We start from the raw sequence: 14,658 nt of genomic DNA on the forward strand, positions 1-14,658 counted from the left end.
TAAGCCATTGATTGAATTACCCCGTAAGTATGCTTTGATAAGACCTAGCCGGAATTCTGCACTATGTTTTCTGTTTCTGCCCATAAAAATGCCCCCAAGAAGTGTCTAACTTTTTGGGGGCAGTGCATAAACGTAACAGCCGGTTTCTTTTTTGAACCTATATATTACAAACGGAATCCGAATGAATAAACGTCGTATGGAGCATCAGGATAAAGTCCTTCAAACTGCACCATTGACTCTTCCTTGCCAGTAATAGCGGCCTGGAATTCTTTAACGGAACGAACCGGCTTACCATTTACTTTGGTAATGATGAAGCCTTCCTCCACCTGCGAACGGGCAAACTTGCCGCCGTCGATCGAAACCACTTTCACACCGCCATCCAGCTTGTAACGGGATAAACGTTGTTTTTCCTGGTCGCTAAGGTTGCCGAATTGTGCACCCAGAGCATTCATGATTGCAGCAGATTCGTCACGTTTCAGGATATCTGAACCACCGGTGCGGTTACGCAATGTGATATCCAGCTCTTTTTCTTTGCCATCACGGTTTACAGTAATCGCCACTTTATCGCCAGGCTTGTGCAAGCCGATTGATTGTTGCAATTCAGGGATCGAGTGAACATTCACGCCGTCCACTTTCACGATCACGTCGCCTTTCACTACACCGCCTGCTTTCGCTGCGCTGTTTTCTGTGAATTCACGAACATATACACCGTCATTCACTTTCACACCATATTCTTCAGCTTTTCTGCTATCCAGATCATCCAGGGCAATACCCAGATATCCACGTTGCACATTACCGAATTTGATCAAATCGCTTGACACTTTCTTCACAATGCTCGAAGGCACCGCAAAGGCATAACCTGCAAAGCTTCCCGTTGGGCTGGCAATGGCTGTGTTAATACCTATCAACTCACCTTTCAGGTTAACCAATGCACCACCACTGTTTCCAGGGTTGACAACCGCATCAGTTTGAATGAATGATTCAAGCGGAGAATCCACAGATGATGCCGAAGCAGGAGTAACGCCGCGACCGCGTCTTGATTGGCCAATGATGCCTAATCCGCGTCCTTTTGCACTTACGATACCAGCTGTTACAGTTGATTCCAAATTAAAAGGGTTACCAACCGCCACAACCCACTCTCCTACTTTCACGGCATCCGAGTTGCCTAAAACTACTGCTGGCAAGTCTTTCGCTTCTACTTTAATCACCGCAATATCCGTAGATGGGTCAGTACCAATTACTTTTGCTCTGAACTTGCTTTTATTATGCAATGTAACTTCCAGTTCCTGAGCACCTTCCACCACGTGGTTATTGGTTACAATGTATCCGTCCGCAGAAATGATCACACCCGAACCGGATGCTTCCTGAGACTGAGGGCCGCGTGATCCGCCTTCAAATTCGTCACCAAAGAAATCCCTGAAAATATCCGGAATCTGCTGACCGCCGCCGCGCGAGGCCTGACGCGTCATCGTTGACTTAATGTGAACGACCGTGGGCGTTGTAGCCTCAGCGGCGTAAACAAAGTCCCCGGGTGCACCCACCGGTGTGCCTGTTGACGTGAAACGCGTAATCGACTCTGCGGGAGCCTCTTTAAAAATTACATCTTTACCATCGTTATCACTAAATAGTTTGAAGCCGGCAAGAGTTGATGCACTAGAAATCAACCCAACCAACACTAAACCTTTCCAATTTGTTTTCATATACATTTGTTGGGGTTATATTTTTATGAATGAATAACGCAAAGCATTTACTATTTTATTCCCACACAACGCGCATTTAACATATTTTAACTGCAGTCATTCGAAATGCGATTTTACTAAAATATCCTGCCAATGTCACTAACAATTTAATCACATCTTTGTTCACAACAAAAGGCGCTATTAATCAAAATTAATAACGCCTTTCGAACTTATATTATGCTGATTAAGCAATCTCGATCTGACGAGCTGGCTTTTCTTTTGCTTCTTCGCGTTTTGGCAACGCAATGCTCAGCACGCCTTCATTGTAAGTGGCTTCAATCCTGTCGCCGTCAATGGTGTTAGGCAATGTGAAGGTGCGTTGGAAAGAAGTGTATTTGAATTCCCGACGCGTATATTTTTCGTTTTTCTCTTCCTCATTCTGCTCTTTCTGAGCAGAAATGGTCAACTGATTTTTTTCAAGGTTTAATTTGAAATCAGATTTCTGCAAGCCGGGCGCCGCAACTTCGATCTTGAAACCTTCTGTGTTTTCAATAACATTCACCGCAGGAACACTTCCTGAGAATGCAGGAGCTGCGATTTCGTTGAATAAATCTTTGCCAAAAAATCCGTTTAAGTAAGAAGGATTTGCGAAATGGGTTTTTACTAGAGTGCTCATTGTTATAAAGTTTTAATGGTCTATTTTATTTTTCAGTTTACCTCTGCGGTATGATGGCTTATTATCAATACTCATTCCTGAGGCAAAAAGTTAAAAAATAGCAGACATAATGTCCGATAAAAATTTATAACCTTATAAAAGCAGACACAATGTCGTATTTTGACTAAAAACTATACGACAAACGGACATATTTTGCCGATGCTACGCAAAAGTCAATGATGAGAGAGATAATCATCACAACTCCGCTACTATTAGCGAGGCTTGAAAGAAGTTAATGAAGCTTAAAGGATAGTTAGCGAAGCTCTAATATTGCGCAGGCTTGTTCAGAAGCTGATTGCTCAGCTTTTTTCTTGGTAAAACCGTTGCCTTGTGCGAAAGGCTCTTCGTTGACCAGAATTTGGGAGATGAATTCGCGGTGGTGGCGGGTGCCGCGTTCTTCAAGAATTTCAAAGCGGATTTCTTTGCCTTCGCGTTGCGCCCATTCGATAATGAGGCTTTTGAAATTGGCATTGTTCTGAATAATGCTATCCAGATCGTAGTGCGTGATCAGCTTGCTAATGATAAATGTCCGCGTGAAACGGAAGCCTTTGTCCAGATAAATGGCTCCTACGAACGCTTCGAGCGCATCCCCATACATGGATGAGCGGGGCGACATGCCGCGGCGGTTTCCATCATATTCGATCAGGCGATCGAGGCCAAGCTTTTTTGAGATTTGATTGAGCGATTCCCGGTTAACAATACGGGAGCGGATTTCGGTAAGAAAACCCTCGTCTTTGTAAGGATATTTGGTAAAAAGAAACTCTGCGACCACCATTCCCAAAACAGCATCGCCCAGATATTCCAAACGCTCATTGGATTCACGAAAACCTTTGATAGCCGTTTCCCGGGAAGCAGAAGTGTGGCGAAAAGCCAGTTGATAGACGCCGAGATTCGAAGGCCGGTCGCCAATTACATGTGCAATCGATTCCTTAAATTTTTTATCCTCAGCACTTCCGGTTCTGAAAAGAGAGAGTATCGGTATAAGAATTCGCTTTGCCAAGTGTAATTAGTTAATCAGTCTTCATACTTTTTGAAAACGACTGATGCATTGTGTCCGCCAAAGCCAAATGTATTGCTGAGTGCAATGTTGATCTCGCGTTTTTGAGCGTGGTTAAATGTCAGGTTCAGTTTCGGATTAATTTCCGGATCGTCGGTAAAGTGGTTAATAGTAGGCGGAACAACCTGGTCACGGATCGCCAGGATGCAAGCCGCAGCTTCGATCGCACCAGCTCCACCCAGCAAATGGCCGGTCATGGATTTGGTTGAACTGATATTCAGTTCATACGCGTGTTCGCCAAAGAATTTTTCAATTGCCTTAATTTCCTGTGGATCACCGATCGGCGTAGATGTGCCGTGCGTATTGATATAATCCACATCTTCCGGCTTGATTCCTGCGTTCTCAATCGCATTTTTCATGACAATATGAGCGCCCAGGCCATCCGGATGGGGAGCTGTAATGTGGTAAGCGTCCGAAGACATGCCCGCACCGATCATTTCAGCGTAAATTTTAGCGCCGCGTGCTTTCGCGTGTTCTAGCTCTTCCAGGATCAGCGCCGCGCCGCCTTCTCCCAATACAAAACCGTCACGATCCTTATCATAAGGACGCGATGCCGTTTCGGGAGAATCGTTTCTTTCGGATAATGCTTTTAATGCATTAAAACCACCCACACCGGCAATGGTAACCGCTGCTTCTGAACCGCCGGAAATACAGACGTTCATCATCCCAAGCTTGATGTAATTGAATGCATCAATCAAAGCATTGGTGGCCGAAGCACAGGCTGAAACGGTGATGAAATTGGGACCGCGGAAACCATAGCGGATCGAGAGAACTCCCGAAGCACTGTCCACGATCATTTTGGGGATAAAAAATGGGTTGAACCTGGGGGTTTTGCCGTTTTCCGCGAAATTCATCACCTCTTCTTCAAAGGTTTTCAATCCGCCGATTCCGGTTCCCCAAATTACACCGGCTTTGTCGAGATCAAGCGTATCTGCGTCAAAGCCGGCGTCCTTCATTGCTTCATCTGCTGCAATGACGGCGTATTGGGTAAATGGGTCCATTTTACGGGCTTCCTGACGAGGAATGTAACTAGTAACGTCCAGACCTTTAACTTCACAGGCAAACCTGGTGCGAAACTTTTCAGCATCGAAACGGGTAATCGGAGCTGCTCCGCTTACACCTGCAACCAAATTTTTCCAAAAGGTAGAAACATCATTTCCAACGGGCGTTAATGCGCCCATTCCGGTAATTACAACTCTCTTCAAACTCATAAAATGGGGACAGAAATAAAATGATACTGGCTAAAAAACCGAATTACTTCACGTTTTCTTCCAGGTATGCAACAGCCTGACCAACTGTACCAATGTTCTCTGCCTGATCGTCAGGGATAGATAGATTGAATTCTTTTTCAAATTCCATAATCAATTCAACGGTATCTAGAGAGTCCGCTCCCAAGTCGTTCTGGAAGTTTGCTTCCGAAGTTACTTCCGACTCTTCTACGCCAAGTTTTTCGACGATAATTTGCTTAACTCTTTCTGCAATTGCTGACATTTTATATTCACTTTTTGGTTAAAATCGCAACAAAGAAAGAAATTTCGATTCACTTTGACAAAATTTTTTTAGTCCTTTCATTTTATTGCTTTTAATGTTGTTGAAATAAAAAAACCAGAAAATCAAATGCTTACCACGGATGCGTCCCAGTAAATCTTTCAATTGTATAAAGAACAAAGCGGATAGCCGTACATTCGCAAATTGATTATTGACCACCAGAAAAAGTATAGTATGATTCCCATATCCAATATAAAAAACGCCGATTCTCACCTGTTTTTCCTCATGGCCGGCCCGTGCGCCATTGAAGGCAGGGACATGGCATTACGTATTGCCGAGCACATTACCAGCCTCACCGACCGCCTCAAAATCCCTTATATATTCAAAGGTTCTTACCGCAAAGCCAACCGGACGAAGATCGATTCCTTCACCGGAATTGGTGACGAAAAGGCATTAAAGATTTTGGAAGAGGTTCGAAATACTTTTGGTGTGCCTGTGGTAACCGACATTCACGAATCGCATGAAGCAGCATTTGCAGCCGAGTATGTAGACGTGCTGCAAATCCCGGCTTTCTTATGCCGTCAAACTGAATTGCTGGCAGCCGCTGCGAGAACGGGAAAGGCAGTGAATGTTAAAAAAGGACAGTTCCTTTCGGGTGCTTCCATGAAATTCGCAGTTGAAAAAATCAACGAGGTCAACCCTGAATGTCCGGTGATCCTGACCGATCGGGGTAACAGTTTTGGTTACGGCGACCTGATTGTCGATTATCGTAACCTCCCGGAAATGAGCTCGTTCGGTGTCCCGGTTGTGATGGATTGCACGCATTCACTGCAACAGCCCAACCAGGCTTCGGGCGTAACGGGCGGCAAGCCGAAGCTTATCGAGACCATTGCGAAAGCTGCGATTGCCGTGGGTGCGGATGGACTATTTATTGAAACGCATTTCAACCCGTCGGAAGCCAAATCGGATGGCGCTAATATGCTGCCGCTGGATCAGCTGGAAGGACTTTTAGAAAGATTGGTGCGGGTTCGTGAAGCGATAATGTAATGGTGGCACGCATCCTGAGAACGCAGCTGTTTTGCGTCATTTTCTGTTTTCAAATTGTTTCTCCGGAAGTCATTGCGCAGGGCAGTTTTGAGGAGAAAAATAAAACCGAAAAGGATTCAACGCTTTGGAAAATTAAAGCTGGCGATGTGATTCCGCCGGTTACGCTTGCTTTGGCGGGATTAGTGGCGCAGGGCAGGATCAGCAGGCATTTTCAGCGGGAGGTGCACTCCAAATATCCCAATTTTCATTCCAAAGCCGACGAATTTCTTCCTTATGCGCCGGGAGTGATCAGCCTCGGGCTGGCTTCGGCGGGTGTTAAAGGAAAGCACAAACTGGGCGATCAGGTTATTCTTGCATTGCTTTCCAACATTATAGCGCAAGGCGTAACACAAAGCTTAAAGCGGGTCATTAAATATCCCCGACCAGACCAGTCCGATTATTATTCTTTTCCGTCCGGCCACACGACAACCGCATTTGCCAATGCCACCATTCTGCACGAAGAATATGGCCAGCGCAGCGTTTTGTACAGCATAGGCGGATATGGAACGGCCACAGCAGTTGGCGGACTACGGATTCTGAACAACAAACATTGGCTCGCTGATGTCCTCATGGGCGCTGGCGTGGGAATAGGCGCTACCAAAGCCCTTTACATTAGTTATCCCTGGCTGCAACAGACCGTTCGCCGGATGAAACATTAAATTTGAAATTCCAAAACCAGCTGACATAGGGTTGTCACAAGCGGTGATTTCATTTGCATAAAACATTCAAACATTGTCATCATGCAAACGAAAACAATCCCGCCTATCCACGTGCTCTATTTCGAAACCGAAACTTCTTTGAATGAACTCATGGGTTATGTGCGCCTGGTTGCGCATCGCCTGTATAGGGAGGCAATTCGCAAGGAAATGGAAATTACCGGCCCTATTTACTGGATTTATAACGGCGCCGACGGCAATCCCGAAACCCGGTTTAATCTGACCATTGCATTGCCTGTCAGTGTTTACGACGCGCCATTGACGGATTCTGAATTCAATTTAAAATATCTTGAACCCTTCAATTGTTTGGCCGGGCATCTTTATGGCAGTTGGGAAGGGCTGGGAAAAATATATAGCGAGCTGATTTCCGATGTTTTGGCAAAAAATCTGATCATGTCGGGCGAAAACCGGGAAATGTATCTGAATATGGATTTTCAAAATCCTGAAAACAACATTACCGAAGTCCAGATCGGCATTAAAAATTAAGTTTTCTTTTAAATCCTGTCCCATGTCATATTGCAGCTTCATCAACAACAACATTACCGAAACGGCAGACTATCTGCTTCACAAGCATTATCACGACCATCAATACGGCTTTGAAATCAATGATGACGATGAGCTTTTCGGGCGTTTGATTTTGGAAATTAATCAGGCTGGTCTGAGTTGGACGTTAATGTTGCGAAAGCAGGCCGGTTTCAGAAAAGCTTATGACAATTTCTCCATTGAGAAAATTGCTCAATATGATGAAACAGACCGGGAAAGGCTTTTGCTGGATTCAGGGATTGTTCGTAACAAGCTGAAAGTGAATGCTGCGATTGTGAATGCGCAGAAGATCCTGGAATTGAAGAAGGATTTCGGATCGTTCAAAGGCTGGATCGAAGCGCATCATCCGCTGACGAAGGAAGAATGGATCAAGCTTTTTAAGAAGACATTCAAATTTACCGGCGGGGAGATCGTAAATGAGTTCCTTATGAGCACAGGTTACATGCCCGGCGCACACGACCCGGATTGCCCTATTTATCAGAAGGTGAAATTGATTAAAGCAACGGCAAAAGCGTAATCAGCGCACACCATTATCTTGCAGATATTTAATTAATCCAGCAGGCTGATCGGTTTGCAGGCCCTGAACGCTCTTTTCCAAAGCCACTTTCCAGGAAGCCGGTCCCTCCGTCGCACTCTGCACATCCAGCCAAACCTGCACCCCTGCGTCATTCAATGCATCCAAAAGTTGCGGATGTGGAAGGTTATCGACGATTTTTAAAGGTAATTTTTCCAAAAAAGCCGTCAATTTTTCTTTGCTATCAACGTCCTTCGGCAAGCTCGACATCAGCGGCACTTCGGGCGCCACTTTCTTCCATTCTTTATGATCGCTTTCTTTGTTTAAATACACGATCACCTGCTTTTCCATTCCCGCTTCCTTAATTTGCTTCCACGTTTCGGCTGCATCTGCGGCTTTGAAATCGAGATAAATGTTGATTTTACCCTTGCAAGCTGCCAGCATTTCGCGGAATTCGGGGATTTTATTTGTCTTTTTATTTCTGTTAAAAACCTGCAAATGCTTGACCTCGTCCAGCGTCATCGCATGCACTTTTCCCGCCCCGTTCGTCGTCCTGTCCACTGTTGCGTCGTGCAGCACGATTAAATGTCCGTCTTTGGTAGTCCTCAAATCCACTTCCACGTAATCCGCTCCGCTTGCGATGGCTTCCCGGGCTGCGGCGAGCGTATTTTCGGGAACATTAATGTGGTTTCCACGGTGCGCAATTACGACGAGCTTATGCTTTGCTTCGGGCAAAACCTGCTGCGCAATGGCGCCCAAAGACATGAATATGGAAAGGAAAAAGAGGTTTGTGGCTTTGCTGGGCATGGTGGCTTATCAAAAAACAAGTCTACAAGTAAGAATAAAAAGTTCTTAACTCATAGACTTGTACATGATCAAAATGGTAATTATTGAATTTCGAAACTCGACAGGTTCACAAAATCCTGCACGCGGTTATTGATTTCTTCCTGCGTCAGGTTCACAAGTCGCTCTGTCCCAAATTTTTCCACGCAGAATGATGCCATTGCAGATCCGTAAATGACCGCGCGTTTCATGTTTTCAAATGAAATGTCATCTGTGCTTGCCAGATAACCGATAAATCCACCTGCAAACACATCTCCTGCGCCAGTTGGGTCAAAAACTTCTTCCAATGGCAATGCCGGAGCGAAGAAAATGCGGTCGCCCTGGAACAACAATGCGCCGTGCTCGCCTTTTTTGATGATCAATGTTTTCGGGCCCATTTCCATGATCTTCTTCGCAGCTTTCCGCAACGAATATTCGCCCGAAAGCTGGCGCGCTTCCTCATCATTGATCGTGATCAGATCCACCATTTTTAGAACCGCTTTCAGATCGTCCATCGCAATGTTCATCCAAAGGTTCATCGTGTCGAGCATAATCAGCTTTGGGCGGCTTTTCATGCGCTCGATAATCACTTTCTGCGTCGCAGGAACTGTGTTTCCCAACATCAAGAATGTCGTTCCCTGGTAAGATTCCGGAATGATCGGATCGAAATGTTCCATCACATTCAGTTCCGTAACAAGCGTATCACGCGTGTTCATATCCTCATGATATTTCCCCGACCAGAAGAAGGTTTTTCCTTCTTTTACAATTTCAAGTCCTTCTGTATTAACGCCGTGGTCTTGCAAAAGGGAGATCATTTCATCCGGGAAGTCGCCGCCAACAACGGCCACGAGATTATTTTCTTTGGTGAAATATGATGCTGCTAGTGTGATGTAAGTGGCCGCACCGCCAATAATTTTATCTGTTTTTCCAAAAGGTGTTTCAAGCGCATCGAATGCAACAGATCCTACGGTTAATAAACTCATAAATAAGTATTGTATTGATTTTAAGATAGTTTCAAACTGGGTGTTAATCACAAAAACGCTGCGAAGATAATCAAAACGCCCGAATAGCGCCCCGGCCCCACGCTATTCTGCCAAACTGTTTAACTCAATCATCGGTTATTTGCTATTTTTGTAAAATTCACCCGAGTACAATCAGTTTTTAAGAAAGTAAAAACATAGATGACCGCGCAAACTTTTCAGCCGCTTAGAATATTCAATACATTGACCCGTAAAAAGGATGTATTTGTTCCTATTGCCCCTCCCTATGTCGGCATGTATGTCTGTGGTCCAACGGTTTATAATAATGTACACTTAGGAAATATCCGCACGTTTTTGTCTTTCGACATCCTGTATCGCTACCTCACGCATATTGGCTACAAAGTGCGCTATGTGCGCAACATTACGGACGTCGGCCACCTGGTGGGCGATGGGGACGCGGGTGAAGATAAAATTGGCAAAATGGCCAAGCTACAAAAGCTTGAACCGATGGAGATCGTGCAACGCTATACCAATGATTTTCACGATGTTTCGGCTATTTTTAATTTAATTCCACCCAGCATTGAGCCTACTGCAACGGGACATTTGATCGAGCAGATTGAGGCGGTAAAAACTTTGATCGAAAAAGGCGCGGCTTACGAGTCGAATGGCTCTGTTTATTTTGATATCAATAAATATCAGGCAGACGGCAATGAATATGGCAAGCTTTCAGGCCGCATTATTGAAGATCTTTTAAACGAAACCCGCGAGCTGGACGGACAATCTGAAAAACGTAATCCGCTGGACTTTGCATTATGGAAAAGAGCCAGCCCGGAGCACATTATGCAATGGGATTCTCCCTGGGGAATGGGTTTTCCAGGATGGCATTTGGAATGTACTTGCATGAGTGCCAAATACTTAGGAAAACAATTTGACATTCACGGCGGCGGAATGGACTTGAAATTCCCGCACCACGAATGCGAGATCGCGCAAGGAAAATCGCTTACCAATGAAGAGCCGGTGCGTTACTGGATGCATACCAACATGCTGACGGTGAACGGACAAAAAATGTCCAAGTCGCTCAATAACTCGTTTTTGCCTGCCGAGCTTTTCTCCGGTAACCACGATTTGCTAGAACAAGCTTACAGCCCTATGACCGTGCGGTTTTTCATGCTGCAAAGCCAATATCGCAGCACGCTCGATTTTTCCAATGAAGCACTAAAGGCAGCGCATAAGGGTTACAAAAAGCTCGCTAACGGACTCAGAAACGCAAAATTGCTTTCCTATGTGCCGGAAGAAGGCGTGAGCCCGGACGAGATCAAGAAAATTGAGATCGAGAAAGCCATTGACGGATTTTATGGTGCGATGAATGATGACCTGAACACGGCCGTTGCATTTGCGAACCTGTTTAATCTGTTGAAATACATTAATATGCTCAACATGGGCCAGCTGAAATCGGCGGCACTTGGCGAGGAAACATTCAATGCTTTGAAAAACAACTTCGTCACTTTTTTCGAAGATGTTTTGGGATTGAAAGAAGAGCTGAACGAAGGTTATGCCATTCTGGACGGCATGTTGAAGCTTTATAAGGAATATAAATTATCGATGAACTACGAAAAAGTAGACGAAATCCGTTCTTATTTCAAAAACCAGGGACTGGTGATCCGCGATTCCAAAACACGGATCGATTGGGCCTACGAAGAGTAAATATGAAAAAGTTAACATTGTTATTGTTTGTCTTCGTGCTGGCCTACGGCTGCAAAACCAAAGACAGTTCCGAACAAGCCGCCGAGCAAGCGCCCGCCCTTGTGAAAAGCCCAGCATTCAGTGAAGATTCAGCTTATAAGTTTGTGCAGAAGCAGGTTGACTTTGGCCCCAGGGTTCCTAATACGAAGCAACACGATGCTTGCGCAGCCTATTTGGCGGCAACACTTAAAGGTTATGGTCTGAATGTTATTGAACAAAAATTCAAAGCGAAGACTTACGATAACCAAACGCTCAACTCGACTAACATTATCGGCAGCTTTAACCCAAAAGCGCAGAAACGTATTCTGCTGGCCGCGCACTGGGATTCACGGCCTTTTTCTGACCAGGATTCTTTGGTTAAAAACAAACCCGTACTGGCCGCAAATGATGGCGCAAGCGGCGTTGGAATTTTGCTGGAAGTTGCCCGCGTGCTCTCTACGCAAAATCCATCTCCTGAAATCGGCGTTGACATTATATTTTTTGATGCCGAAGATTGGGGGAATTCGGAAGCTGCAACTGATGAATACAGCGGCTTTTGCTTAGGTTCCCAATATTGGGCAGCCAACAAACACATTCCGAATTACACCGCTTATTTCGGGATTTTGCTCGATATGGCTGGTGCGAAAGGTGCCACATTCTTTAAGGAAGGCTATTCTGTACAAATGGCTGAGCGCTTTGTAAATACGGTTTGGAATACCGCAAGCAGAATTGGATACAGCAATTTCTTTATCAACGAAAGAGGCGGTGCAATTACAGACGACCACGTGGCGGTTAACAAAATTGCAAAAATCCCGATGATTGACATCATTCATACCAAGCCAAATAACATGTCGAAAACATTCTTTGACCAATGGCACACGAATGATGATACGATGGAACACATTGATCCTAAAACATTAAAGGCGGTTGGGCAGACATTGATGCAGGTGATTTATCAGGAAGCGGCCGATCAGCCTCTGTAGAATCACATTTTTTTGACGGTCACCCAGATATTGGAGTTCCGGCCTTTATCGTCACTGCACGAAATTTTAACCCGCCCCAGCGGAAGGCTCACAAAAACGCCTTCATGCGGGGCGGATTTTTTGTTGAGCTTATCATTAATATACCAAAAAACCTCCTGCACGTCATTGGACGTCTGGCAAGCGAGCTGGATCTGCTGCGGCTCGTCGGGGCGTAAATAATATTCGCTTCCGTCATTCGGACTCACGATTAATGGCGGCCCTTCATGGAAAACACGTTCACAATCAGGGTTATGTGGTGGGATTTTTTGGTAAGGGATCTTTTGGAGCTCATTATAGGCGATCAGTTCGGGAGCCAGATTGGCGTAAGCGCGTTTTTCAAAACCATTTTCAGGAAGGCAGTAAGTGCAGTAAGAAATCTTGCCCGGCTTATCCGTAAAAACCCACCGCAGATGCTGGCATCTTTTATAAGCCGACACACCCGTAATGTATTGATCTAAAATCTTATGCGTACAAAACTCGGATGGAATATCACCGCTCTCTGCGCACACTTTCCGCAATGAAACATTGGCAGGCGTTTCATACCAGCCTTTGGGCGAATTGTAATCCAATGCATTGAAAATGGAAAACAGCAAAGGCGTAGCCGTGTTTGCGCCGCTCAATTCGGGAACGCCTTCGCCAGAAAAATTTCCGACCCAAACGCCAATAGTATATCGGCGATTATACCCAATGCTCCAAGCATCCCGTTTCCCATACGAAGTGCCTGTTTTCCAGGCGATTTTGGGTAAATGATAGGTATTGTCAAAGTTCGTCGGCAAATCGGGACGGGTGATCTGGGTCAGAATGTCGGTTAGTAAGTAGGATGCTTCCCGGGAAATGACGGGCGTTCCTTTTTTGTCCAAAGGCGTTTCGGAAGTGTAGCGCAATTTTTTCAACTCCCCTTCATTGGAAAATGCTGCAAATAAGCGGGTTAGCTCTTCCAATGTCACCCCGCAGCCCCCAAGGATCATAGAAAGGCCCAGATCTTTGGCTTGTTTGTCAATGGTTTTAAATCCTGCTTTCCGCAATTTGGAGATCAAAACGGGCGTGCTGACTTCCTTCAAAATCTTAACCGCCGGAATGTTCAAAGAATTGGCCAAAGCAAATTCCGCCGTAACCGGACCATTGAAATGCTGATCAAAATTCTCCGGCTCATAACCGCTGAAATTGCTCGGAACGTCATTTACAATTTTTTTCGGAGTGATCAATCCCAAATCAAATGCAGTCCCGTAGAGCAATGGTTTCAGGGTGCTTCCCGGCGAACGCACCGCCCGAACGCCGTCCACCTGCCCGCCATCGAACACATCATTGAAATCCGCCGAGCCCACATAAGCCTCCACTTCCATCGTCTCATTATTCACCACCAGCACCGACGCATTGTGAATGTTCATCATCTTTCGTCGGTTAATGTAATTTTTAACCTGCTCCTCGATCTGGCTCTGCAACTGAATTTTAAGCTGACTATGGATCACCGGCTCATCCGGATTCTCTTTTTTTAACCTCAATGCCAAATGCGGCGCCAGCTTCGGCGCTTGCAGGCGCTTCACCACCAAAGGCTCGTTCAATGCATCCTGAATGATATTTTTATCAAAAAGCTGCTCTTCCTCAAACCGGCGGAGCCACACATTCCGGGCAGCCACCAATGCATCATTACGCGTCCCCGGCCGCAGGCTCGATGGCCGGTTAGGAACAATGGTCAACGCCGTAATTTCCGACAAACTGAGCAGCTGAGGCGGTTTTCCGAAATACAGCAGCGAAGCCGCCTTAATGCCTTCAATGTTGCCGCCATAAGGGACCAGATTGAGATACATTTGCAGGATCTCGGCTTTGGAATAATGCAATTCCAGCTGAAATGCACGGTGGATTTCGAGGATTTTATTCAGATAAGTCCGCCTCCGCGGCTCCATCAGCCGCACAACCTGCATGGTAATGGTTGAAGCGCCGGAAGTTCTGCGGCCCGTAAAAATGTTACGGACGCCAGCGCGAGCAATGGCGAAAGGATTAACGCCCGGATGATAGTAAAAATATTGGTCTTCCTTATATATCAATGTCTTACGCAGCAGCGGCGTAATTTCCGAAACGCTGGAATACAATCGCCACTTGTCTTCTTTACTCAAAAAAGCATGAATCACATTCCCCTTATGATCGGTAACCTGCGTGGCGTAATGGATTTTGGGTTGAAATGGAAAGGCGAAATCGAGGATCAGAAACAGGATAATGGCAGACAGCAAGGCCAGTCCTGCTATTTTGAATTTACGCTTCATTTCCGGAATGTGTGTGAGGGTTCATTTGGCGCTGATTTGTCGCTATCAGGTAA

At 45.6% G+C, this 14,658-nt stretch carries 14 protein-coding genes; 6 read left to right on the forward strand and 8 right to left on the reverse strand.

Annotation, left to right across the window (positions count from 1 at the left end; genetic code table 11):
- Window positions 1–164: 164 nt before the first annotated feature.
- From L0660_RS24675 to L0660_RS24695, 5 genes are all read right to left on the reverse strand, one after another.
- A complete protein-coding gene (locus tag L0660_RS24675; protein WP_026629551.1) occupies window positions 165–1,700 on the reverse strand; it encodes a Do family serine endopeptidase in 1,536 nt (511 codons plus the stop codon).
- A 223-nt stretch (window positions 1,701–1,923) separates the two neighbouring features.
- On the reverse strand, window positions 1,924–2,355 hold the full coding sequence (locus L0660_RS24680; RefSeq protein WP_233794726.1) for an Hsp20/alpha crystallin family protein: 432 nt from the start codon (window positions 2,353–2,355) through the stop codon (window positions 1,924–1,926).
- 292 nt (window positions 2,356–2,647) lie between these two features.
- On the reverse strand, window positions 2,648–3,394 hold the full coding sequence (gene rnc / locus L0660_RS24685; protein ID WP_235161821.1) for a ribonuclease III: 747 nt from the start codon (window positions 3,392–3,394) through the stop codon (window positions 2,648–2,650).
- 14 nt (window positions 3,395–3,408) lie between these two features.
- Window positions 3,409–4,662: a beta-ketoacyl-ACP synthase II gene (gene fabF / locus L0660_RS24690; RefSeq protein ID WP_235161822.1), complete on the reverse strand. Its 1,254-nt coding sequence runs from the start codon at window positions 4,660–4,662 to the stop codon at window positions 3,409–3,411.
- A 43-nt stretch (window positions 4,663–4,705) separates the two neighbouring features.
- Window positions 4,706–4,942, reverse strand: a complete 237-nt coding sequence (locus L0660_RS24695; RefSeq protein ID WP_026629555.1) for an acyl carrier protein — start codon at window positions 4,940–4,942, stop codon at window positions 4,706–4,708.
- A gap of 231 nt (window positions 4,943–5,173) precedes the next feature.
- Between L0660_RS24695 and kdsA the strand changes: the two genes are divergently transcribed.
- From kdsA to L0660_RS24715, 4 genes are all read left to right on the forward strand, one after another.
- On the forward strand, window positions 5,174–5,986 hold the full coding sequence (gene kdsA / locus L0660_RS24700) for a 3-deoxy-8-phosphooctulonate synthase (RefSeq protein WP_235161823.1): 813 nt from the start codon (window positions 5,174–5,176) through the stop codon (window positions 5,984–5,986).
- The gene (locus tag L0660_RS24705) at window positions 5,986–6,684 is read left to right on the forward strand and encodes a phosphatase PAP2 family protein (protein WP_235161824.1); all 699 of its coding nucleotides are present in this window, start codon (window positions 5,986–5,988) and stop codon (window positions 6,682–6,684) included. The genes kdsA and L0660_RS24705 overlap by 1 nt, the downstream gene beginning before the upstream one ends.
- Window positions 6,685–6,765: 81 nt before the next feature.
- Complete coding sequence (locus L0660_RS24710; protein WP_235161825.1) at window positions 6,766–7,227, forward strand: GyrI-like domain-containing protein; 462 nt, start codon at window positions 6,766–6,768, stop codon at window positions 7,225–7,227.
- 22 nt (window positions 7,228–7,249) lie between these two features.
- Entirely contained in the window at window positions 7,250–7,801 is a 552-nt protein-coding gene (locus tag L0660_RS24715; RefSeq protein ID WP_235161826.1) for a DNA-3-methyladenine glycosylase I, read from the forward strand.
- Here the strand turns inward: L0660_RS24715 and L0660_RS24720 are convergent, their stop codons facing one another.
- Window positions 7,802–8,605, reverse strand: coding sequence for a glycerophosphodiester phosphodiesterase family protein (locus tag L0660_RS24720; RefSeq protein WP_235161827.1), 804 nt, complete (start codon window positions 8,603–8,605; stop codon window positions 7,802–7,804).
- Window positions 8,606–8,685: 80 nt separating this feature from the next.
- Complete coding sequence (locus tag L0660_RS24725; RefSeq protein WP_235161828.1) at window positions 8,686–9,603, reverse strand: PfkB family carbohydrate kinase; 918 nt, start codon at window positions 9,601–9,603, stop codon at window positions 8,686–8,688.
- Between the two features lie 198 nt (window positions 9,604–9,801).
- Here L0660_RS24725 and cysS point away from each other — a divergent pair, with 198 nt between their 5' ends.
- Window positions 9,802–11,304, forward strand: coding sequence for a cysteine--tRNA ligase (cysS, locus tag L0660_RS24730; protein ID WP_235161829.1), 1,503 nt, complete (start codon window positions 9,802–9,804; stop codon window positions 11,302–11,304).
- A gap of 2 nt (window positions 11,305–11,306) precedes the next feature.
- Window positions 11,307–12,305 carry a M28 family peptidase gene (locus L0660_RS24735; protein ID WP_235161830.1) on the forward strand — a complete coding sequence of 333 codons (999 nt, stop codon included), beginning with the start codon at window positions 11,307–11,309 and terminating at the stop codon, window positions 12,303–12,305.
- Between the two features lie 2 nt (window positions 12,306–12,307).
- Here the strand turns inward: L0660_RS24735 and pbpC are convergent, their stop codons facing one another.
- A complete protein-coding gene (gene pbpC, locus L0660_RS24740; RefSeq protein ID WP_235161831.1) occupies window positions 12,308–14,605 on the reverse strand; it encodes a penicillin-binding protein 1C in 2,298 nt (765 codons plus the stop codon).
- Window positions 14,606–14,658 lie beyond the last annotated feature (53 nt).

It is taken from the genome of Dyadobacter sp. CY351 (assembly GCF_021502625.1).
GTDB lineage: Bacteria > Bacteroidota > Bacteroidia > Cytophagales > Spirosomataceae > Dyadobacter > Dyadobacter chenhuakuii.